Here is a 20,723-nt window from a genome sequence, read left to right as displayed (position 1 = left end):
ACAATCTCCCGTCGCTTCGCTCGCCCATGTCTCTTACCGCCCCGTTCCCGCGTAGACGACGGCTTCCTCGTCGCCACCGAGATCGAACGCCGCGTGCAGCGCGCGCACCGCGTCGTCGAGTTCGGTGTCGCGGCACAGCACCGAGATCCGGATCTCGGAGGTGGAGATGAGTTCGATGTTGATGCCGGCCTCGCTCAACGCCTCACAGAAGGTGGCGGTGACGCCGGGATGGCTCTTCATGCCCGCGCCGACCAGCGACACCTTGCCGATGTGATCGTCGTAGAGGACCTCGGTGAACCCGATCTCCTGCTGCAGCTTGGTCAGCTTCTCCACGCCGAGCGGCCCGAGCTCACGCGGCAGGGTGAAGGTGATGTCGGTCTTGCCGGTGTCGACCTTGGAGATGTTCTGCAGCACCATGTCGATGTTGATCTCGGCGTCGGCGACCGCGCGGAACACCTTGGCGGCGTAGCCCGGCCGGTCCTCGAGGCCGACGACGGTGATCTTGGCCTCGCTGCGATCGTGCGCGACGCCGGTGAGAATCGCTTCTTCCACGGGGATGTCCTCCATCGATCCGGCCACCATCGTGCCGGGTTTGGTCGAGTACGACGAGCGCACGTGAACGGGAACGTTGTATCGGCGGGCGTATTCCACGCACCGCAGCATCAGGACCTTGGCGCCGCACGCGGCCATCTCCAGCATCTCCTCGAAGGAGACGGTCTCGAGCCGGCGGGCGTCGGGCACGATGCGCGGATCGGCGGTGTAGACGCCGTCGACGTCGGTGTAGATCTCACAGACGTCGGCCTCCAACGCCGCGGCGAGCGCGACGGCGGTGGTGTCCGAGCCGCCGCGGCCCAGCGTGGTGATGTCCTTGGTGTCCTGCGAGACACCCTGGAAGCCGGCGACCAGCACGATCTTGCCCTCGTCGAGCGCCGCGCGGACGCGCCCGGGAGTGACGTCGATGATCTTGGCCGATCCGTGGCTGCTGGTGGTGATCACCCCAGCCTGCGAGCCGGTGAACGACTGCGCCTGCGCGCCGAGCGAACTGATCGCCATCGCCACCAGCGCGTTGGAGATGCGCTCACCGGAGGTCAACAGCATGTCCATCTCGCGGGCCGGAGGCGCCGGATTCACCTGCTGGGCCAGATCGAGCAGCTCATCGGTGGTGTCACCCATCGCGGAGACGACCACCACGACGTCGTTGCCCTGCTTCTTGGTTTCGACGATGCGCTCGGCGACACGACGAATCCGCTCGGCCGAGGCGACCGAGGATCCGCCATATTTCTGCACTACGAGTGCCACGTCGGCTGCCCTCCTGCAAGGTGTGTCGATGCGTTGTTTGCCGGGACAACCTTACCGGCGACGCTCGTGCACCTCGCAGCCGCCGCTCGGCGCCCTCCTGCAGGTCGCACTTTCCACAGGTCGCTGACCTACCATCTCTGCGTGTCCACCACGAGTGCCGTCGGCCGCGACGCGCGCACACCCGACCCCGTCGAACCGACGCACGCGTCGGCAGCGAGCGCACTGCCCACCCCCGAGTGGCGGTCGTGGCTCGCGCCGATCGGCATCTACCTGCTGATTCGCGCCGTCGGGATTCTCGTGCTGGCGCGGTTCGACGCGCTGCGCGGCTCGTCGCTGCGGGAGTCGTTGTCGGCGTGGGACGGCAAATGGATGCTCGCGATCGCCGAGCACGGATACGACGGTGTGCCCGTCGAGCTCACCGACGCCCGCGGCTATCACACCGCCGACACCGCCTTCGCCTTCTTTCCCGGCTATCCGTACGCCGTGGGAGCACTCGCCCACCTTCCCTTCGTCAGTCCGTTCGGTGCCGCCGTACTACTGAATCTGGTGCTCGGATGCGTGGCCGCGGTGGGGACGGCGCGGTTGGGTGTGCTGTGCGTGGAGCGGATGGCCGGGCGGACACCGATGCTCGCCACTCTCGACCACACCGACGCGGGTGACCCATATGCCCGGCGCGTCGGGCTGTATCTCGTCGCGATCTTCGCCGCGACCCCGATGTCGGTGGTCCTCAACATGGCCTACACCGAAACCCTGTTCTGTGCGCTGAGCATCTGGGCGCTGGTGGGGGTGCTGCAACGGCGGTGGGTGCTCGCCGGGATCTGCGCGTGCCTGGTCGGGACAGTGCGCCCGACCGCTGTCGTCGTCATCGGGGTGGTGATGCTGGCCGCGCTGATCGACCTGTTCGGCCGGTCTGAGTCACCGTGGTCGGGGTGGACGACCGCCCGCGCCTGGTTCGCGGTGATCCTCAGCCCGCTCGGCTACCTCGGTTACCTGGCCGTGGTGTGGGCCCAGACCGGCTCACCGACAGGATGGTTCACGATCCAGACCCAGGGCTGGGACACCCGTTTCGATTGGGGCGTCGCGGCATTCACCTTCGTCAACGATCAACTGGTGAACTCCGGCGAGGTGGCACCGGTCGCGACGTCGTGGATCATCGTCGCGACGCTGGTGATGGTGGTGGTGGCACTCTGGGCCCGGTTGCCGTGGCCGGTCCTGACCTACGGTGTCCTGGTGACGGCGTCGATCGTGGCGTCGAGTGGTCTCATGATGAGCCGGCCCCGGCTGCTGTTGCCGGCGTTCGTGCTGCTCCTGCCGCTGGCCATCGTCCTCGCCCGGGCCCGCCCGGCGATCGGGGTGGCCGTGATGGTGCCGATCGTCCTGGCCAGTTCGTGGTTCGGGGCGCACATGCTGACGGTGTACCCGCACGCCATGTAGGTTCGGGACTCTCAGCCACCCGACACTTCAGCGGCGAAACCCGCACACAGCACGCGAAGCCCGGCGTCGAGCACCGCTCGTGGGTCCGAGAGTCGGGTCGCGTCCGGGTTGCCTGCGAGGGCGGCCAGCTGCGGCAGGGTCGTCGGGTCGACGGCGAGCCGCCCGGCGATCAGGTCGGCCAGACCGCCGGCCGGTGACGGCGACGCCTCCGCACCCGGGCGCCGGAGTTGCTCACTGAGAAGCTGTTCGCCGACGGCGGCCAGCGCGACGCCGTTCACGAAGGACCAGAACGCCAGGGCCATCTCCGCCGCCCGCACGTGCCCGACGCCGACGTCGACGAATCCGGCGATGAGCCAATCGAGACCGGCCAGTGACTCGGTCCCGAAGGCATAGCGCGGCGTCGCATACGCGAGCACCACCCATGGATGGCGTTGGTAGAGCGCCCAGTCGACGTCGACGGCGATCTCGATGCGCTCGCGCCACGTGGGTGAGCAATCCTGCACCGGATACGGAAACCGGGTGCCGATCTCCTCGGCCATGGCGTGTAGCAGCGCGTCCTTGTCGGCGATGTGCCGGTACAGCGACATCGCGCCGACGCCGAGTTCGTCGGCGATCCGGCGCATCGACAGCGCGTCGAGCCCGTCGCGGTCGGCGACGACGATGGCTGCCTCGACGATCGCCGACGACGTCAGCTTCTGGACCGGCTGGGCCACCACCACGCTCCCCTCACCCCGCACTGGGAATTTTCCACTTGCGTACAGCGTACCCATATCCGTACCGTCAATGAGCGTACGTCGTACGCGGGAGCCGATCCGCGACGACGCGAACGCCACATCCACCTCGTCCCCGGATGGAAGAATCCGGACACCAGATACCCAGACCCCAGATACGGAGCCCTCCTCATGACCACCGAATGCCGCACGACCGATCAGCGCAACCGGGACACCTCGGTCGCCGATCGCCGTACCTGGCTCGGACTGGCCGTGCTGACGCTGCCCGTCCTACTGGTGTCGATGGACTTCTCGGTGCTCTATCTGGCGATCCCGTCGATCACCGATGCGCTCGACCCCAGCGCCGCCCAGCAACTCTGGATTCTCGACATCTACGGGTTCCTCATCGCCGGTCTGTTGATCACGATGGGCAATGTCGGCGACCGGCTCGGCCGGCGACGGATTCTGCTCGCCGGTGCCGCGATGTTCGGTGTCGCCTCGGTCGTCGCCGCCTTCGCCCCGAGTGCGGCGATACTCATCGCCGCCCGCGCACTGATGGGTATCGGTGGTGCGACCCTGATGCCGTCGAGTCTGTCGCTGATCGCCAACATGTTTCCGAATGCCCGTGATCGTGCTCGCGCGATCGGCGTCTGGACGGCCGCCTTCGCGGGCGGTTCGGCCATCGGTCCGGTGGTGGGAGGCATTCTGCTGCACCACTTCTGGTGGGGCGTCGTCTTCCTCATCAACGTCCCTGTGCTGGCGGTGCTGTTCGTGCTCGCACCGCGCCTGGTCCCCGAATACCGTGCACCGTCGACCGATCCCTTCGACTTCCTCGGCGTGGCGTTGTCGCTGCTGGCGATCCTGCCGATCGTGTACTCGATCAAGACGATGGCCGCCGACGGTGTCACCCCGCTCGTCGCGGTGATCGGCGTCGTCGGCGTGATCATGTTCGCGGTGTTCCTCCTGCAGCAACGTCGTACCCGAGCCCCCTTGCTCGACCTCAAGCTGTTCGGCAACGTCGCCTTCAGCGCCGCGGTCGCCTGCGCGCTCGTGGGCATGATGGCGTTGGGCGGTATGTCGTATCTGACGGGTGTGTACCTGCAGTCGGTGATGGGTCATGACGTCCTGGCCGCCGCGCTGGCCGGGCTGCCGATGGCGATCGCCGTCGCTGTCTTCTCGATCGGTGCCAGCCGGGTCTCGGCGTGGGTGGGTACCCGCACCGCGTTCATCGGGTCGGTGGTGCTCGCCGCGCTGGGCAACCTCGGGTTGCTGTGGCTGTCCACCGACAGCCCGCTGTGGATCTATCTGGTGTCGACGTCGATCGCCGGCATCGGTTACGGCGTGCAGTTCAGCCTGGTCTCCGACGTCGTCGTCGGATCGGTTCCGCCCGAACGGTCGGGTGCGGCATCCGGCATCTCCGAGACCAGCTTCGAATTGGGCACCGCACTCGGTCTGGCGCTGCTCGGCTCGCTGGCGACGCTGGTGTTCCGCGAGCACAGTTCGGGAGCCGGGTTCGGCGACACCCTCGGCGAGACCCTGCATCGAGCGACCGGCATGGGTGCCGACGGCACCGCACTCGCCGACGCGGCCCGCACGGCCTTCGTCGACGGGGTTCACGCCGCTTCGCTTGCCGCGGTGATCACGCTCACGGTGCTGGCGGTGGTGCTCGCTGTGGTGATGCGCACACCGGAGTCGGTGACGACGGAATCGGCCACGCAGACGTCGTAGGCTCGGCGAGGTGCATGCACCGATCAGGGACCGCTGGAGCGCGCGGGGATACGACCCCGAGGCCACGATCAGCACCGACGAGATCACCGACATCCTCGAGGCCGGGCGGTGGGCGCCGACGTGGGGTCGAATCCAGCCGGTGCGCTTCGTCGTCGGTCTCCGCGGCGACGCCACGTTCGAGCGGCTGGCTTCCACCCTCACTCGCGGCAACAAGGGGTGGGCGCCTGCGGCCGGCGCGCTGATCCTGGTGTGCACCAGCGACGCCGCCGACGACGCCAAACTGCACGACTACGGCGCCGTCGACCTGGGTCTCGCGGTGGCCCAGATGAGCATTCAGGCGGTATCCATGGGGATCAACCCCCATCCCATGGCCGGCTTCGACGCGAGCGACGCACGTGCGTCATTCGACGTCCCGGCCGACAAACGGCCGATGGTGATACTCGCGCTCGGCCGCCTCGCCGACGACCGCACGCTTCTCGACCCGGACGTCGCCGACCGCGACAGCCAACCCCGAGAACGGTTGCCGCTGAGCGAGATCGCGTTCGCCCGCAGGTGGGGCGAGCCGTTCGCCACCGCACAGTGATCCCGGCCTGACATCGTGACCGAGGCGGCCCGGACCCACCCGAGGGTCGGCGTGCTGGGGCCGGTCTGTGTGTTCACCGCCGCGGGCGAGCCGACGCCGGTCACCTCGGGACGTGCGCGCAGCCTGCTGGTGTCACTCGTCCTTGCCCATCCGCGACCCGTCGCCGTCGACACGCTCGTCGCCGATGCCTGGCCGGACCGGGCTCCCCAGAATCCGAACGGGGCGGTCCAGACCCAGATTTCGCGTCTCCGAAGAATTCTCGGCGCCGGTGCGATCGCCGGCTCGGCGGCGGGATATCGCTTGGTCGTCGACGGGCCGGTGTCGGATCTCGCTGTCGCCGAGAGTCTCTCACGGTCAACGCGGCCCTCCGACACCGGATGCGGTGCCGGGCTGCAGAACTGGCGCGGCCAGCCGGGCGCCGACCTCCCCGACGGCGATCTGCGCGAACGGCTCACCGCCCGTGCCGAACGTGTATTTTGCGCACTACAGGAGGCCGACTGGCGCCGGCGGCTGCGGACCGAACCACAGATCGTGGCCACCGAGTTGGCGACCGCACGCGAGGGCCGACCACTCGACGAGCATCTCGCCGCGGTACACATGCGGGCCGCCCTTGCCGCCGGAGACCCCAACGCCGCCTTGCAGATCCACGCCCGGATCGCCGCCGAGCTCGCCGAGGCGCTCGGCGCCGACCCCGGACCCGAACTGGCTGCGGCCCACAGCGCCGCGCTCACCTACGCGCCGCCGCCACGAACTCCCCCACCTCCCTCCGACGACTACCTCGCCGATCCCGAGATGATGACGCAGTTGTCCGCGGCGCTACGTGAGTCGTCGGTGGTGACGGTGCTGGGTCCCGGCGGGATCGGCAAGACACGACTGGTCACCGAGTACATCGCCGTCCATACCCCGATCAATGTCTTCGTGGATCTGTCCGCCGCGCGGTCCCCCGACGACGTGCGTGCGGCCGTGGCGGCCGCACTCGGACGCGGTGCCCTGCCCGAGCAGGGCACCGCGCCTGCACCGACACCCGGTTCGGTGTCCGCGGCCGCCATCGCCGGTGCCGCCCTGGCACACCTGGCCGCCGGCGGCGCGGTGATCGTGCTCGACGGCTGCGAGCACCTGGTCGGCTTCGTCGCCGATCTCATCACCGACATCCGTTCTCGGCGTTCGGATCTCACCATCGTGTCCACCAGCCGCATCGGGCTCGGCCTGATCGACGAGCGGGTCGTCACGGTGTCACCGTTGACCCCCGCATACGGGGCCGAACTGTTCGAACGGCGGATTCGCGCACTGCGACCGGGAATACAGACCGATGTCACGGTGCTCGCTGAGTTGTGCACTCGGCTCGACGGTTCACCGCTGGCCATCGAACTCGCGGCCGCTCAGCTACGCCACCTCTCCCCCCGCGACCTCCTCGATCGCGTCGATTCACGGTTCGAACTCCTCACCCCGACCGGCGGCGGACGCCGGCGATCACTGGCCGAGATCGTGTCGACGAGTTGGGAACTGTTGCCAGCCAACGCACAGCACGCGCTAGAGGCACTCGCCTCGCTTCCCGGTGACGTGCGCCTCGACGACGCGCTGATGTTCGCCGAGGTGACCGAGCGATCACTGGCCGAGGTCTGCAATCATTCGCTCGCCGCCGTCGTCGATCATCCAGACGGGGCGACCCGGTACCGACTCACCGAGACGGTCCGGGAGTTCGCACGAGCCCGCACCGCTGCCGATCCCGCGCGCGCAACCGCGCTGCGTCGCGAGAAGGTCGCCTGGGCGAGCCGACTCATGACCGACGTCGCGGAGAAACTGACGGGCACCGACGTCACCGCCACCCTCGCTCGGCTCGACGAGACGACCGACGCGGTGCTCGCCGTCCTCGACTCCGTCGTCGGCGACCCCGACCCGGCGGACCCCGGGGCGCCCGCCCGGCTGCTGCCGATCACCCTGTGGCGGGTGGTGCGCACCGGCGGACACCCGAACCTCGGCGACCTCGCCGAGGCAGCCGTCTCGGGCTGCGGCGACCCGGGCTGCGGCGAATCGGCCGAGATTCCCGGACTCCTCTGTGCCACCGGCTATCTCATTGCACTCGGCCGGTATCGGGCAGCCGGGCGGGCCCGTGCCGCGCTGCGCCGGACGGCGCGGCGACACCCTCCCCCCGAGCATCTCGCCCCGATCGTCGAGGCCGTGTGCGGCTCGCCACGCCGGCTCGCGTACGTGCTCGCGCGGGCCTCGCGATCGGCGAATCCGATGGTCGCCGCCGTGGCCGAGATGGCGCGCTCCGACATCGCCGAGTTCGCTGCCGCGACGTCGATGTCCCGGCGGTCGGCGCTGCGGGCGGTCGTCGCGGCCGAACGCTCCGGTCATCCATGGTTGACCGCGGCGGCACGCCACCGTCTCGGCCGCGGACACCTGCTCCTCGGCGACCGTGCCGGTGCCGCAACCTTGTTCGCGCGTGCCGCCGACGGCTATGCGGCCCTGGGATTCCTGGAAGAGAGCTCCCGCACCCGGGTCCATCAGGCGATCGCGTTGTCGGTCTCCGCGCCGGATGTCGCCGTCGAGTTGCTCGAGACCTGTCTGCGCGACTCCGGTGATTCTCCGCGAGCGTTCGTCGCGACCGCCCACGCCGCACTTGCCGATCTGCGGGTCGCCGACGATCCGTCGGGCGCTCGCCGATCTGCCGAACGCGTCATCGAGATCATCGGGCCAACCTCCGATGCCCACTGCGCCTATCTGCACGGTGTGCGCGCGGTGATCCTGCAGCGCACCGGCGAGGTGGTCGCCGCACGTCTGGCCGCCGAGTCGTTACGGGTTTCGTTGTCGCGCTTGGTCGCAGCGCCGGCCGCCAACCTGCCTGCCTTGGGCGCCGCGGCGGCCGCGGTGGCCCTCGTCACCGGCGCAGGACCCTCCGACGTCCTCGCCGCCGCCGCTCGGGGCGCCCGCTATCGGCGCGATTTCGCGGTCATCGATCTCGGTGACGGTCCGCGCTCACGACGCACCGCACTGCTCACACTCTTGCGCTGACGAGCACGTGAAAGCGAAATGAAAGCGGTGTCGGGCAGGCTCGACACCATGCTCGCCGACAGCACTCATCATGCCGACACGCTTCCCGACACCGCGATTCACGCCGAACACCTGCGCAAGACCTTCGGTGGCGTCGTCGCCGTCGACGACGTGTCGTTCACCGTGCCGCGCGGAACCATCCTGGGCGTCCTGGGCCCCAACGGCGCGGGCAAGACGACCACCGTGCGCATGCTCGCGACGCTGATCCGCCCCGACGCCGGACGCGCGACGGTCTTCGGCCGGGATGTGACCGCCCAGGCCACCGCGGTGCGTTCGCTCATCTCGCTGACCGGCCAATACGCCTCGGTCGACGAGGATCTCACCGCCGCGGAGAACCTCGAGTTGTTCGCGCGGCTGCTGGGGTTCAGCGGTCGGGCCGCGCGCGCTCGCGCCACCGATCTCATCGACCGGTTCGGGCTCAGTGCCGCCGCGCGTCGTCCGGTCAGCGGATTCTCCGGCGGCATGCGGCGCCGGGTCGATCTCGCGGCATCGATGATCCGTACCCCGGCACTGCTGTTCCTCGACGAACCGACCACCGGCCTCGACCCGACCACCCGCACCCAGGTGTGGTCCAGCGTCCGCGATCTGGTCGCACAGGGCAGCACCGTCCTGCTCACCACGCAGTATCTCGATGAGGCCGACCAACTCTCGGATTCGTTGATCGTCATCGACAAGGGCCGGGTCGTCGCCTCGGGAGACGCCGACACCCTCAAGGATCGGGTCGGCGACCGCTCGTTGGAGATCACCGTCGACCCGGTACACCTCTCCGAGGCGCGCGAGGTACTGCGCACCGCTCTGGACACCGCGGTCACCACCACACCCGAGAACGGGCAGCTGATCGCCGCGATCAGTGATCCGTCGGCCGCGGCCAGTGCGGTCGTGGCGCTCGACGGCGCGGGCATCGGTGTCGGGGAGGTCTCGGTGCGACGCCCCAGCCTCGACGACGTGTTCTTCTCCCTGACCGCGGGGCCGTCCACGGAGGTGGCGGCATGAGCGCCACCATCGAAATCCCCACGCCAGGACTGCACCTGGGCACCCCCGTCGACCACATCGGTGTCGGCAAGGCCGTCCGCGACACCATCACGATGGCGCGCCGAGGACTGTTGCGGCTCAAGCACACTCCGCAACAGCTGTTCGATGTGATCGTCATCCCGATCGTGTTCACCGTGATGTTCGCCAATATCTTCGGGGGCGCCATCGCCGGCAGCGTCGACGCCTACCTGCCGCAGCTGGTTCCGGGCGTGCTGGTTTCGGTCGCGATCACCGCGTCGGTGGTCACCGGCGTGCAACTGCGTGAGGACATGGACCGCGGTGTCTTCGACCGCTTCATCTCCCTGCCCATCGCGCGTATCGCGCCACTCGCCGGCTCGTTGATCGCCGACGTCGTGCGGTATCTCATCGCCGCGGTCATGTCCATCGGCGTCGGCATGATCCTCGGGTATCGGCCGTCGAGTGTGCTCGGCACGATCGCCGGCATTGTCCTGACCCTCTTCGCGGCCTTCGCGATCAGCTGGATCTTTGCGCTGATGGGAGTGCTCATGTCAAAAGCCTCTGCGGTTCAGGGGGTGTCGATGCTGGTGCTCATGCCACTCACGTTCACCTCCAACATCTTCGTCCCGGTGACGACGATGCCCGACTGGATGCGCACGCTCGCCGACGTCAATCCGATCTCACATCTGGTGTCGTCGCTCCGCTCCCTGATCAACGACGGTCAGGTCACCGCACACGTGGGCTGGACCCTCATCGGTGCGGTGGCGATCATCCTCGTCGTCGCGCCGATCACCGTGCGCGCCTACCTCCGTCAGGCGTGAGGTGTCCCCCGACCGGCCCGAACGTCTCACCGTCGACGACGACCTGTTCCTCCGTATGGAACACGCCCTCGGTGTCCCCGTCGTCAATCAGGCCATCTGGCGTCTTCCGGGCCGTGTCGACCCCGGTGAGTTCGCGGAGCTCGGCGACGCCCTGAGCGGCGGACGCCTGGCCCGACTGGTGAATCGGACACCGTTCCCGCAGCGCGACAGATGGATTCACACGCGCTCCGCCGGCGCCCACGCGGTCTGCGAGGAGGCAATCGCGGTGCACGAGATACCGGCGTGGGCCCGGCGGCAGGCCGAAGTCGGTGTGGATGCCGTGGTGGGCCCGGCATGGCGACTGACCGCCGTCCACGTCGACGACACCGGCGAAACCGTCGTGTCGTGGGTCAATTCGCACGTCGTCGCCGACGGCGGTGCGGTGATCACCGGTATCGAGGAAGCCGTGGTCGGCGAGACCTTCGACACTGCCGACGCCCGGGCCGGCGTGGGTGACGCGGTCCGGGACGGTGCCCGGACCCTGCTGTGTGCCGCCGATGCCGCCCGAACGCTGGTGATGTCACGGCCCGCGACCCTCACCCGCCCGCCGGCGCCGCCGGTCGAGCCGCTGCCCGCGACCGGACAGCCGGGCGTTCCCGCGCCGAGCCCATCGGTGGTGGTCACCGTCGACGAGACCGAGTTCGACTCGGCCGCAGCCGCTGTCGGCGGGACCGCCAACACCCTGTTCACGGCGGTGGTGATCGGCGTCCTCGAAGCCACCGGCCGGGTTGCCGACGGCGACGAGATCCCCGTCGGGCTACCGGTCTCGACCCGCACGCCCGGTGACCGACGGGCCAACGCCACCACCGGTGCCACCGCACTCTATCGGTTGAGTGCCGCACGACACCGCGATCTGCGTCCGCTACGCGCGGCGAGCAAGGCTGCGTTCGCCGCGGTGTCCGACGAGCCGGGAGCGCTCGAACTCCTCGGTCGGATCGCGCAACCGTTCGGCGACAGCATCGTTGCGCGTCTGGCCGCCGATGCCCGGGCACCGTTGTGCCTTGCATCGAACCTCGGATCGCTGGGCGACGATTTCGCCGGCCTGGGCTTCGGCCGACCCGGACCGGTCGCCATGCGGTCGATGACGCTGGGCGCCACCCCGGAAGTGTTGCGCCGCATGGACGGAGGCATCAGCGGATGGTCGTCACGCAGCGCCGGTCTGGTCACCCTGTGCCTGACCGCTCTCGACCCCGTTCGGGTACCCGACGAGCCGACGCTGAGGGGCCTCGTCGCCGAGGAACTCAGGCGCTGGCGGTTGCCTGCCACACTCTGGGGTGCCTGACCGCCCGCAGACCGATGCTATCGGGAAAGTCCCTGCGGCACACGCGCGTCGACGATGTCCGCGGCGGTGCGGACCGCGTGATCCGGGCTGATCATCCTCGCCGCGAAGTCAGCGGCGGCGGCGCGGACCGAGTCGCTGCGCGCGACCGTCAGGTCGTCGAACACCGTCTCGGTGGTGAGGTGTGAGAAGCGCCGCCCGGTGCCCAGCCCGAGGTCGGCGATCCGGCCGGCCCAGAACGGCTGTTCGGCGGTGAACGAGTACACGATCGCCGGGATGCCGGCACGCAGACCGGCGGCGGTGGTTCCGGCACCTCCGTGATGTATCACCGCAGCACACCGCGGCAGCAACCATGAATGATCCACTGCAGCCACGTCGTAGGTATCGGATGATTCCCCGGCTGCGGAGAACGCACCGGAATCCGAGGAAGTACTCTGCGCCCCCGGCCGATCACCGAAGGCGAACACACATCGCACCCCGTGGCGCCGGGCAGCCGCGGCGATCATCGCGCGCGTCGCCGCGGGATCGGCCATCGGCATCGACCCGAATCCCACGAACAGCGGCGGCTCCCCGGCATCGAGCCAGCGCACCAGATGCGCATCGGCACCCGATGTTTCGTCGAGCGCCGCACGTGCACGGGAGGGCAGGTCGAGAAAGCCGACAACCGGTTTGATCGACGGTCCCGGCCGCCACTGCTCGGCCAGGCCGGGCACGATGCCCGGATCGTAGGCCTGGATCTGCGGGATCTGTGCGAGGTTCAGTCGCTCCGCGCACGACGTGCGAACCGGATGCAGACCCGCTCGTCGCCGAAAGCGGTTCTCGCCGTGTCGCATCAGCGACCACACCACACCGTCGTGAGCTCGCCACGCCCGCCGCGTCCAGTGCGGTGTCCACCCGTCGGTGACCCCGGGGATCGGTCCGATCACCGTGTTCTCCGACATCGGCGCGTATCGCAGCACTGTCAGCGGCACACCGAGTTTCTCGGCCACGGCCAGCCCACGAGCCTGACACAGCGGTGCGGCGATGAGAGCATCGACCTCGGTGATCGTGGGATCGTCGTCCAGAAAGGTCGCCATCATCGCGTCGTCAAATGCCGCGATACCCGAACGCGCGGTGTCGAGCGCGAATTTCGCCGTACGCAACGGATGTGCCGTTCGCTGGGCGTCGAGTGCCTCGTCGGAGGACCATTGCCGATCGGTGTCGGCACCGATCGGCACCACCTCCCCGGCCCCGGCGGCGGTTGCCAGCGGCACCAGGTTGGGCGGAACCGCAAGCGTGACACGGTGTCCGCGGCTCGCCGACTCCAGCGCCAGACACAGACCCGGTTGGATGTCGCCTCGGCTGCCGTAGAGCAGGAACACCAGGTGCGCCCCACCGGGCGTGCCGGTACGCATGGCCGTGTGGATCACCGCCGAGTTCACCAGAACCTGTGTGGGAGACCCCACGCGGACAACTCGTCGCCGACCAGTCCCGCGAGGCGTTCGCCGTCGCCGTAGTACTCGGGCACGAAACCGGCGAACGTCATGGTGACACGGTCGCCGTACTCGACGATCCACGTCGACAGACCCGGGCCCGGCACCGCGAGATCCCGGTCGGCGCCGTCGCGCACCAGTAATCGCAGCAGGAACGACGACGCGGGCTCACCACCGATCGCGCGGACCTTCTCGTCGAGCACCCCGAGATTGGACACACTGACGTCGGGTGCCGGAACACTGCGCAATGCGATACCCAGAACGCGGCGTGGCATCATCCGGACCAGCGGCTGCAGATCGTCGGGGACGTCGGTTCCCGACGTCGCATAGGCGGCGAACGCATCTCGACTCAGTGCCCGAAGGTATCCCAGATCGTCCGGCCAGCGGTGCCGAGGGTCGATCCGCAGCCATACCCCGCCCGAGGCGTTCGCCCGCTGGTCCTCGGGCCCGCCACGCTTGCTGACCGCCACGCTCACGCGCAGCTGTTCTCCGACAGGGACTCCCGACCTGTGCACCACACCGCAGGTCACGGCGGTGTACAGGGTGTTTCCGGTGCCGCCATGGGCTTTCGAGCACGCATGCCATCGGTCACGGTCGATGTCCACGGCGACCAGGCCGGCGCGGTAGGGATCGTAGGTCGGTGCGGCCGAGACGCTTTCGGCCGTGGTCGCGGGGCGAGCCGAGTGACGTTTCTCCCGCGCCGAACGCAACGCCGCCCGGGCCGAGCGTCCCGCCGCCCGCACCTGGCGCGCGCTGTCGCGGAGATCGGCGCGCACTGCCGCCGACCCCCGCGCGCTGTGTATGCCCGGCAGCTCGACGACCGCACCGTCGGCGGCCGCGATGATCGCACGCATGATCGCCTCACCATCGGCGACGAGGTGTGAAGCCATGAGCACCACGACGCGGCGTTCCTGCGTCGTGGTGGTGGTGTGCAGGCGCCACGCCGGTCCTCGTGACGGCCGGAGATCGGTGGCGCGCAGAACCTCGTCGGCCCATGCGCCGATGGCGGCATCGTCGATACGGGCACCGGAGATCACCTGCGGCGCAGCCGGTGACCGCAACCACCGGCGCTGCGCCCCCGGTACCCGGCGCGGTCCGACACTGCGATGGAGCAGTCCGCGACTCAGCGCCTCGGCGAACCGATCGACGGCGTCGCGCCCGGGGTCGTGATCGAGGACCCAACAGTATTGGATGGATGTGCCGTAGCCGAGTTTCTCCTCGGCGAGCAGGAACGCCTCGTCCGGGCCGCTCACCCGCGGTACGGGTGGCGCCGCCGCACCGCGACGTGGTCCGGCACCGACGATGTTGCCGGGGTTGTCGACTCGCGCGGTCATGAACGTCCCATCACGGCAGACCCCGTTCGGTGGTCGAGCGCAGCAGGTTGCGGACCGAGAACGTGCCGGCGTCGGCGTCGTAGGCGCGGATCAGGACCAGGCGCGCGGCGTGGACGATGATGACCGGCGGCAGATAGCCGAACGCCGCACCGGCGGCCAGCCCGTAACGGCGATGTAGCAGCAGGGTCCGCGGCAGGAAACTCATGTACTCGGCGAACGCCGACACACCGGTCTCCATCCGCCGCGGGGACACACCCACTGTCAGCGACGCCAGGAAAGCGTTGCGCCCGTTGATATCCTGCACGCACAAGCCCATGTCGACGTCTTCGAAGATGTCGCGGCGCATGCTCACGCGCGTGCGGATCACCTGCCACACCTCGCGCCGGACCACCATGTTCGATCCGTAGAGGACCGGGATCTCGCGGGCTTCGGACGATTCTTGCGCACTCGCCCGTTCGCGACTCAGGCGCCGCGCCACCGGCCGGAGCAGCCGGACGATCCTGCTCATCGAGCCCTCGAAGGGCAGCCCGTAGGCGGCGCCCCGACCGCACAGCGCCGACCATTGGCCCTGCGAATCCGCCTCGAAGAACTCCACTATGGTCCGCGCCCACCCCGCCGGAATCCGGGTGTCGGCGTCGATGCGGGCGATGACGTCCCCGGTCGCGCTGTCCATTCCGGCATTTCGCGCATGCACAAGGCCTTGGGTGGATTCGTCGACAACCCGGATTCTCGGGGTCCTCCGTGTTCGCTCCTCGACGATCTCGCGCGTGGCGTCCGTCGAATTGTTGTCGACCACGATGATTTCGGCGATGTCGTCGATCTGGTCGATGAGCAGATCCAGGCACGTCCCGATGGTGTCCGCCTCATTGAACACCGGGATCACCACCGACAAGAGAACCCGGCCGTCATCCTGCGGCAACAACTCGACACGATCGGCATGTGCACCATCGCGAACCGCACGGGTGGTCGTCTCTGAGATCACCGTAATCCCTTGTGTCGTAGCCGATCGGCACCACGGCCGACCGACAAGGCAGATCCACCGGCATCGGCGCCGGATCGCATTGAACATCGGGTGAAGACACCGGAGAACGGTGATCGGCGAGCACGCGCATCGCCACCGTCGTCGAACATGACCCCCGTGATGTCCTTCCCTGCGGAGCTTAGGTCAGGTTCGGATGCCTGGCAATACATGGGGTTCTGGGTCACATCAACGAATTAGCATGAAAACGACCACGTCTGCCCACCGCGTCAATTCTCGGACGCGCGCCTGCCCCGATTCCTCAGGGCCGTGATGAATCATGGGAAAACCGGGTATTTTGCATCATTAACCACCGATACGGCAAGCCCGGCGAAACGTCACCTATGTCTCACCCTGCTCCGCTGGTCACCTCACTGCGTCGGCCCTAATGTCATACACGTGTCACCGTCAGCGGTTGGGGATGGCGGTCGGCACACGCCGCCGACGACCCGACGACGGGCGTGCCGACGGCATTCACGGCTATAGATGTGAAGCCTTTCTCCCCAACGGCGTTGACGCGCGGAACGGGGACCGCGCACACGCCGTTTCCGTCCGTCTAGTCACCCCGGGGGATGTCATGGAGTACACAGAGCTCGCCGACTATCCGGTCCCTGCGGGCCGCATCACCGAGTGGATCCCGACGGTCGAACCCGACCGCTGGCAATCCGACGATCGACCACTGTCGCCCAATCACACTGCACATCTCTACAATTCGGAGTCGACGTCGGAGACCGGAGATCTCGGATTGGGATCGTGGATCGGTACCGCCTTCCGGTTGCCCGGCGATTTCGATCACTCGACATTCGCCGCGGTGCTGCGCGCCTGGATCGTTCGGCACGACGCCTTCCGGACCACCGTCACCCGCCGCGGCGACACGCACGCCCGGGTGGTCGCGGTCGCTGACTCTGTGACGATCTCCGCACGGGAACAGCAGGCTCCCCCGCCCGGTGTCGGCGTCGACCGGCATCTCGAGCGGTTCTTCGCCCGTGAGGTGAGCGCCGTGCGGTGGCCACATGTCGTTGCTGTCACCATCGAGCCCGACAGCCAGATCGAGGCGGCGAAGGGCGTCACCGTCATCGTCGCCGCCGATCACTCGGTGATGGACGCCTATACCCAACTACTGCTCATCGCCGAGTTCCGCGAGATCCATCGGGCGATCGTCGAGGGTCGGACACCGGCGCTGCCGTCGTGCGGCTCCTACGTCGACCACTGCGCCCGCGAGTTCCGGACCGCCGAAACCATCACCGCCGAACACCCTGCCGTGCAGGCGTGGCGGTCCTTCCTCACCGCCGACGACGGCCGGCTACAGATGCCTCGCATCCCGTTGCCGACACAGCCCACCGGAGCGGTGGCCGACAGCGCAGGATGGCAATCCAGCATTTCTCGATGGCTGCTGACCGCGCAGGAGACCGACGCCTTCGCCGCGGCCTGTAAGAATCACGGCGCGTCGATGTCCGGTGGGGCGTTCACCGCACTCGCGGTGGCGATCCAGCGACTCACCGGCCGCACGACGACACGGTTCGTGATGCCGATGCACACGCGCACCGATCCGCAGTCGCTGGCCGCGGCCGGCTGGTATGTGGGACTCGTGCCGGTCGAGATGTCACTGGAGGGTGCCGAAAACTTCAGTGCTGCACTGGGTTCGGTCAGCAGTGGGGTGCGTAGGCATGCGGCTCTCGCACATGCGCCGCATCCGCGTATCGCCTCACTTCTCGGCATCACCGAGGCGCCACGCTTCGCCGTCTCCTTCGTCGACGGGCGGCACGTACCCGGTGCCGACGCCTGGGGCGACCGGGATCGCGCGCTGCGCAGTCGGATTCACAATCTCGACGAGGTGTACCTCTGGATCAATCGCCTCCACGAAGGGATCAACATCTCCCTTCGCTTCCCCAACAACGAGATCGCCGCGGCGTCGATCCATGATCTGCTCGCCGAGTACCGGGCGGTCCTCCTCGAGGTCGCCGGTCGCGGTGAACTGACGCTCGACACCGCGACGCCGCCGGAGCACATCTTGTCGACGACGCGCTCGGCGGAGCCGCGATGAGACTCGGTCCGGCTCACGAGTGGGCACCCGCTGCCGGTGACGTCGTGTGCTGGGCGCCGTCGGAACGGTCGCTCGCCGCGGCGGCCGTCGCCCCGCCGCATCCGGTGGGGCCGTCCTTCCTGCAGCACGACCACATCTCCTCCACGCTCCGGCACCGCGAGGCCGGGCGCGAGCACCGCGGATTCACCTGCAGCGTCATCACGGTGCACGACGATCTCGACACCGAGCGCATGACCACGGCCCTGACGGACTTCGTCCGTGCGCATGAGGGTCTTCGATCGTCGTTCCGGCTCAACGGTTCTGCGGTGACTCGGTATGTCGTCGACGTCGAGGACGTGGCATTCACGACGATTACGCTCGGTGCAATCGATCCGCATCAGCATTTGGCACAACGCCTTCCGATATCAGCGGTGTTCGATTCGTGGCCGGGCTGCGCGTTCGGGGCGGTCGTCCGTCCGGGATCGTTCGATCTGTACTACGGCGTCGATCACGCCTACGGCGACGGAGCGTCGCAGATACTCGGTATCGCCGAGATCCTGGCCCGTTACCGTGGTCTACCCGACGATCCGCTGGTCACCGATGCACACGACAGCTTCCTCGACCATGTTGCCGCCGAGGCGGCTTGCGCAGCACAGGTCTCGGCGCACTCACCGGGCGTGGCCGAGTGGCGCCGAGTGCTGGAACGGTCAGGCGGGACGATCCCCGCCTTCCCCTTACCTCTGGGGCTCGACTCCGACGACGGCGGCGTGATGATTCCACAGCCCGTGTACGTCGACGCCGACATCCTCGCCGACAGCGAGACGACGACTCGGCTGGCCGCGCTGGCGAACGCACACCACACCTCGATGACAGCGGTGATCTACGCAGCACTCGGACTGGCGCTGCGGTCAGTGGCCGACGCCGAATGGTATGCCACGGCAACCGTTGTCAGCACCCGGCGGGCCGACCACTACGCCGGCTCCCAGGGGTGGTTCTGCAATTTCGCCCCCGTGGGCTTCGAGGTGGCCGGCGACACGCTCGAGGATGTACTCGACGACGCGGCCGCTGCTCTTGCCCGATCCCGGGCGGCCGCGAGCGTCCCCGTCCATGCCGCGCTGGGCGTCCTCCTCGCCGAAGGCGCGATCGACCCGGCTGTCGTGGCGAGCCCACAGATGGTGACCTACCTGGACCTCCGATGGTTTCCGACACCTCCGAACACCACCGATCTTCTCGTCTTCACCGGCGAGGGACGTACCAGCAATGCGTCGTTGTGGATCACCCGCGATGAGGGCGGGCTCCGGATCATCACCCAGCGCCCCGACAACCCGGTGGCCGCCGACTCGGTGAGTCGCTGGTTTCGCACGCTCCGAGACATTCTCACCGCCGCAGTGGCGGCCAACACCGTGGAGGTCAGCTGATGCGCGTCACCGCCATCGATCAGGTCGAGCTGACCGGTACCCTCACCGAGATGTCGGTGACCTGGGTCGGCGCGCCCGCTCATCGCGGGCTGCCGGTCGGCTTCAACCAGGGCAACCATCTGCGGGCCCAACGCAGTGGCCGCGGGGCCTGGCTGGCCGGGAGGGTGACCCTGCCCGACGCACGTCCCGATCCGTCAAGGGTCGCGGGAGCGGTGACTCGCCTGCTCCGCGAACATGATGCCCTCCGAGCGTCTTTCACCGTGTCCGTGGTCCCGACGCAAGACATCTTCGACGCCACACAGTTTCAGGTCCGTCCCAGAGTGGTCGGGCGGGTGTGGCACGGTTTCGTGGAATCCTTGCTCACACAGCGTTGTCGGGCCGGCGAGGTTCCCGGCGTGTTCTTCGGAATCCTCGACGACACGGTGATCTGCGCGTTCGACCACGCTCACGCCGACGCAATCACCATCGACCTGGTACTCCGACGGTTGTATGAGTACTACACCGACGCGACAACGCCGTCACCTGCGACGCTGCGCTACGCCGATCGTTGTCTGATCGACGCCGCCGGGGCGTCGTCACAGAACCGGTGTGACGACGCCGACTCAACGCGACTGATGCAGGTGTGGCACGACTTCTTCACTCTCACCGAGGGTGCCGTTCCGGCGTTTCCGCTGTGCCTCGGCACCGGCCGCGCACCGCAACGAACCATCGTGACTCCTCTGCTCGATGACTCCGAATGTGCTGAACTGCTATCGGGTTCGTCGTTCGCGACGATCCTGTCGGCACTCGCCGCCGCGTTCGCCGACGTGGGTGGCCCGAAACGCCTGGCGACGCTGATCCCGATACACACACGCGGCCCCCGAACCTCCGGATGGCATGACACGGCCGGGTGGATGGTGTCCAACGCCCCGGTGGTCGTGAGTGCCGGTGACCCCGAGAGCGCAACCACGTGGTTACGTCACACATCCGAGTTGGCCGACCTGCCTCTCGATCACGTTCTGGCTCAGTGCCGTCCACACCTGCCCACCGAAGACATCTTCATGGTGTCCTACCTGGACTACCGCAAGTTCGGACCGGCACTCCCCGGCGCAGAACACATCTCGGCGGTGACGTCGACCGATACGGCGCAGTTCTGGTTCACCCGTTCCGACACCGGCCTCGAATTGCGCGTTCGTTACCCCGCGCGACCCGTCGCCGATGAGGTCATCGCCGGTCTACTGACAGCACTCCACAGCCGGTTACGCGAGCCCCGACCGGTCGCCCTACCCGCACACTGATCGAGACGTATCCGGGCAACCGGCGTACGCCGGCGCCCTTCCGACCAGACGGTCATCCGGGCCACAGTGGTCCGGTTCCAGCTCTGCTGCAGGCGGTTTCGAGGCTCGCCGCACGCGGCTCGCACCTCGACCAGCGATCTGAGATGCTCTGCCATACCCGCACCCGGTGGTCGTCCCATCCCGATGGTCGAGGTGCCGAGGAGCGCCAGCGACGAGCCTCGAGACGGTGAGAATATGGGTAGGG

General features: G+C 68.3%; 15 protein-coding genes. 10 read left to right on the top strand and 5 right to left on the bottom strand.

What is annotated here, in order from left to right:
• Nucleotides 1-33: 33 nt before the first annotated feature.
• Entirely contained in the window at nucleotides 34-1,299 is a 1,266-nt protein-coding gene (locus J6U32_RS06025; RefSeq protein ID WP_006369521.1) for an aspartate kinase, read from the bottom strand.
• Nucleotides 1,300-1,440: 141 nt separating this feature from the next.
• Here J6U32_RS06025 and J6U32_RS06020 point away from each other — a divergent pair, with 141 nt between their 5' ends.
• Entirely contained in the window at nucleotides 1,441-2,733 is a 1,293-nt protein-coding gene (locus J6U32_RS06020; protein WP_208793982.1) for a hypothetical protein, read from the top strand.
• Nucleotides 2,734-2,744: 11 nt separating this feature from the next.
• Here the strand turns inward: J6U32_RS06020 and J6U32_RS06015 are convergent, their stop codons facing one another.
• Nucleotides 2,745-3,503: a TetR/AcrR family transcriptional regulator gene (locus tag J6U32_RS06015; RefSeq protein ID WP_244332644.1), complete on the bottom strand. Its 759-nt coding sequence runs from the start codon at nucleotides 3,501-3,503 to the stop codon at nucleotides 2,745-2,747.
• 132 nt (nucleotides 3,504-3,635) lie between these two features.
• Between J6U32_RS06015 and J6U32_RS06010 the strand changes: the two genes are divergently transcribed.
• The 6 genes from J6U32_RS06010 to J6U32_RS05985 are packed head-to-tail and all read left to right on the top strand — an operon-like array spanning nucleotide 3,636 to nucleotide 11,940.
• Nucleotides 3,636-5,171, top strand: coding sequence for an MFS transporter (locus tag J6U32_RS06010; RefSeq protein WP_208793980.1), 1,536 nt, complete (start codon nucleotides 3,636-3,638; stop codon nucleotides 5,169-5,171).
• A gap of 10 nt (nucleotides 5,172-5,181) precedes the next feature.
• Nucleotides 5,182-5,754: a nitroreductase family protein gene (locus tag J6U32_RS06005; RefSeq protein WP_208793979.1), complete on the top strand. Its 573-nt coding sequence runs from the start codon at nucleotides 5,182-5,184 to the stop codon at nucleotides 5,752-5,754.
• Nucleotides 5,755-5,769: 15 nt separating this feature from the next.
• Nucleotides 5,770-8,769, top strand: coding sequence for a BTAD domain-containing putative transcriptional regulator (locus J6U32_RS06000; protein ID WP_208793978.1), 3,000 nt, complete (start codon nucleotides 5,770-5,772; stop codon nucleotides 8,767-8,769).
• A gap of 48 nt (nucleotides 8,770-8,817) precedes the next feature.
• Nucleotides 8,818-9,801 carry an ATP-binding cassette domain-containing protein gene (locus J6U32_RS05995; protein ID WP_208795979.1) on the top strand — a complete coding sequence of 328 codons (984 nt, stop codon included), beginning with the start codon at nucleotides 8,818-8,820 and terminating at the stop codon, nucleotides 9,799-9,801.
• Entirely contained in the window at nucleotides 9,798-10,619 is an 822-nt protein-coding gene (locus tag J6U32_RS05990) for an ABC transporter permease (RefSeq protein ID WP_208793977.1), read from the top strand. The genes J6U32_RS05995 and J6U32_RS05990 overlap by 4 nt, the downstream gene beginning before the upstream one ends.
• A 1-nt stretch (nucleotide 10,620) precedes the next feature.
• Nucleotides 10,621-11,940: a hypothetical protein gene (locus tag J6U32_RS05985; protein WP_208793976.1), complete on the top strand. Its 1,320-nt coding sequence runs from the start codon at nucleotides 10,621-10,623 to the stop codon at nucleotides 11,938-11,940.
• A gap of 17 nt (nucleotides 11,941-11,957) precedes the next feature.
• On the opposite strand, the gene J6U32_RS05980 is transcribed toward J6U32_RS05985, so the two are convergent.
• From J6U32_RS05980 to J6U32_RS05970, 3 genes are read right to left on the bottom strand one after another with little or no spacing between them, the layout of a single operon-like run.
• Nucleotides 11,958-13,331: a glycosyltransferase gene (locus J6U32_RS05980; RefSeq protein ID WP_208795978.1), complete on the bottom strand. Its 1,374-nt coding sequence runs from the start codon at nucleotides 13,329-13,331 to the stop codon at nucleotides 11,958-11,960.
• 23 nt (nucleotides 13,332-13,354) lie between these two features.
• Nucleotides 13,355-14,743 carry a hypothetical protein gene (locus J6U32_RS05975; protein WP_244332643.1) on the bottom strand — a complete coding sequence of 463 codons (1,389 nt, stop codon included), beginning with the start codon at nucleotides 14,741-14,743 and terminating at the stop codon, nucleotides 13,355-13,357.
• 10 nt (nucleotides 14,744-14,753) lie between these two features.
• The gene (locus J6U32_RS05970) at nucleotides 14,754-15,725 is read right to left on the bottom strand and encodes a glycosyltransferase family 2 protein (RefSeq protein ID WP_208793975.1); all 972 of its coding nucleotides are present in this window, start codon (nucleotides 15,723-15,725) and stop codon (nucleotides 14,754-14,756) included.
• A 613-nt stretch (nucleotides 15,726-16,338) separates the two neighbouring features.
• Between J6U32_RS05970 and J6U32_RS05965 the strand changes: the two genes are divergently transcribed.
• The 3 genes from J6U32_RS05965 to J6U32_RS05955 are packed head-to-tail and all read left to right on the top strand — an operon-like array spanning nucleotide 16,339 to nucleotide 20,479.
• Complete coding sequence (locus tag J6U32_RS05965; protein WP_208793974.1) at nucleotides 16,339-17,805, top strand: condensation domain-containing protein; 1,467 nt, start codon at nucleotides 16,339-16,341, stop codon at nucleotides 17,803-17,805.
• Nucleotides 17,802-19,202, top strand: coding sequence for a condensation domain-containing protein (locus J6U32_RS05960; protein ID WP_208793973.1), 1,401 nt, complete (start codon nucleotides 17,802-17,804; stop codon nucleotides 19,200-19,202). Before J6U32_RS05965 ends, J6U32_RS05960 begins: the two co-directional genes overlap by 4 nt.
• Complete coding sequence (locus J6U32_RS05955) at nucleotides 19,202-20,479, top strand: hypothetical protein (protein ID WP_208793972.1); 1,278 nt, start codon at nucleotides 19,202-19,204, stop codon at nucleotides 20,477-20,479. The genes J6U32_RS05960 and J6U32_RS05955 overlap by 1 nt, the downstream gene beginning before the upstream one ends.
• Nucleotides 20,480-20,723 lie beyond the last annotated feature (244 nt).

The sequence above is a fragment of the Gordonia polyisoprenivorans genome (genome assembly GCF_017654315.1).
GTDB classification, from domain to species: Bacteria; Actinomycetota; Actinomycetes; order Mycobacteriales; family Mycobacteriaceae; genus Gordonia; species Gordonia polyisoprenivorans_A.
This window is presented reverse-complemented; position numbering and strand designations above follow the sequence as displayed.

What these genes read in the sequence shown, in the direction of transcription:
- J6U32_RS06015 (WP_244332644.1), bottom strand. Translation starts at nt 3,503, where the DNA reads ATGGGTACGCTGTACGCAAGTGGAAAATTCCCAGTGCGGGGTGAGGGG.
- J6U32_RS06010 (WP_208793980.1), top strand. Translation starts at nt 3,636, where the DNA reads ATGACCACCGAATGCCGCACGACCGATCAGCGCAACCGGGACACCTCG.
- J6U32_RS05995 (WP_208795979.1), top strand. Translation starts at nt 8,818, where the DNA reads ATGCTCGCCGACAGCACTCATCATGCCGACACGCTTCCCGACACCGCG.
- J6U32_RS05990 (WP_208793977.1), top strand. Translation starts at nt 9,798, where the DNA reads ATGAGCGCCACCATCGAAATCCCCACGCCAGGACTGCACCTGGGCACC.
- J6U32_RS05980 (WP_208795978.1), bottom strand. Translation starts at nt 13,331, where the DNA reads ATGCGTACCGGCACGCCCGGTGGGGCGCACCTGGTGTTCCTGCTCTAC.
- J6U32_RS05975 (WP_244332643.1), bottom strand. Translation starts at nt 14,743, where the DNA reads ATGACCGCGCGAGTCGACAACCCCGGCAACATCGTCGGTGCCGGACCA.
- J6U32_RS05965 (WP_208793974.1), top strand. Translation starts at nt 16,339, where the DNA reads ATGGAGTACACAGAGCTCGCCGACTATCCGGTCCCTGCGGGCCGCATC.
- J6U32_RS05960 (WP_208793973.1), top strand. Translation starts at nt 17,802, where the DNA reads ATGAGACTCGGTCCGGCTCACGAGTGGGCACCCGCTGCCGGTGACGTC.
- J6U32_RS05955 (WP_208793972.1), top strand. Translation starts at nt 19,202, where the DNA reads ATGCGCGTCACCGCCATCGATCAGGTCGAGCTGACCGGTACCCTCACC.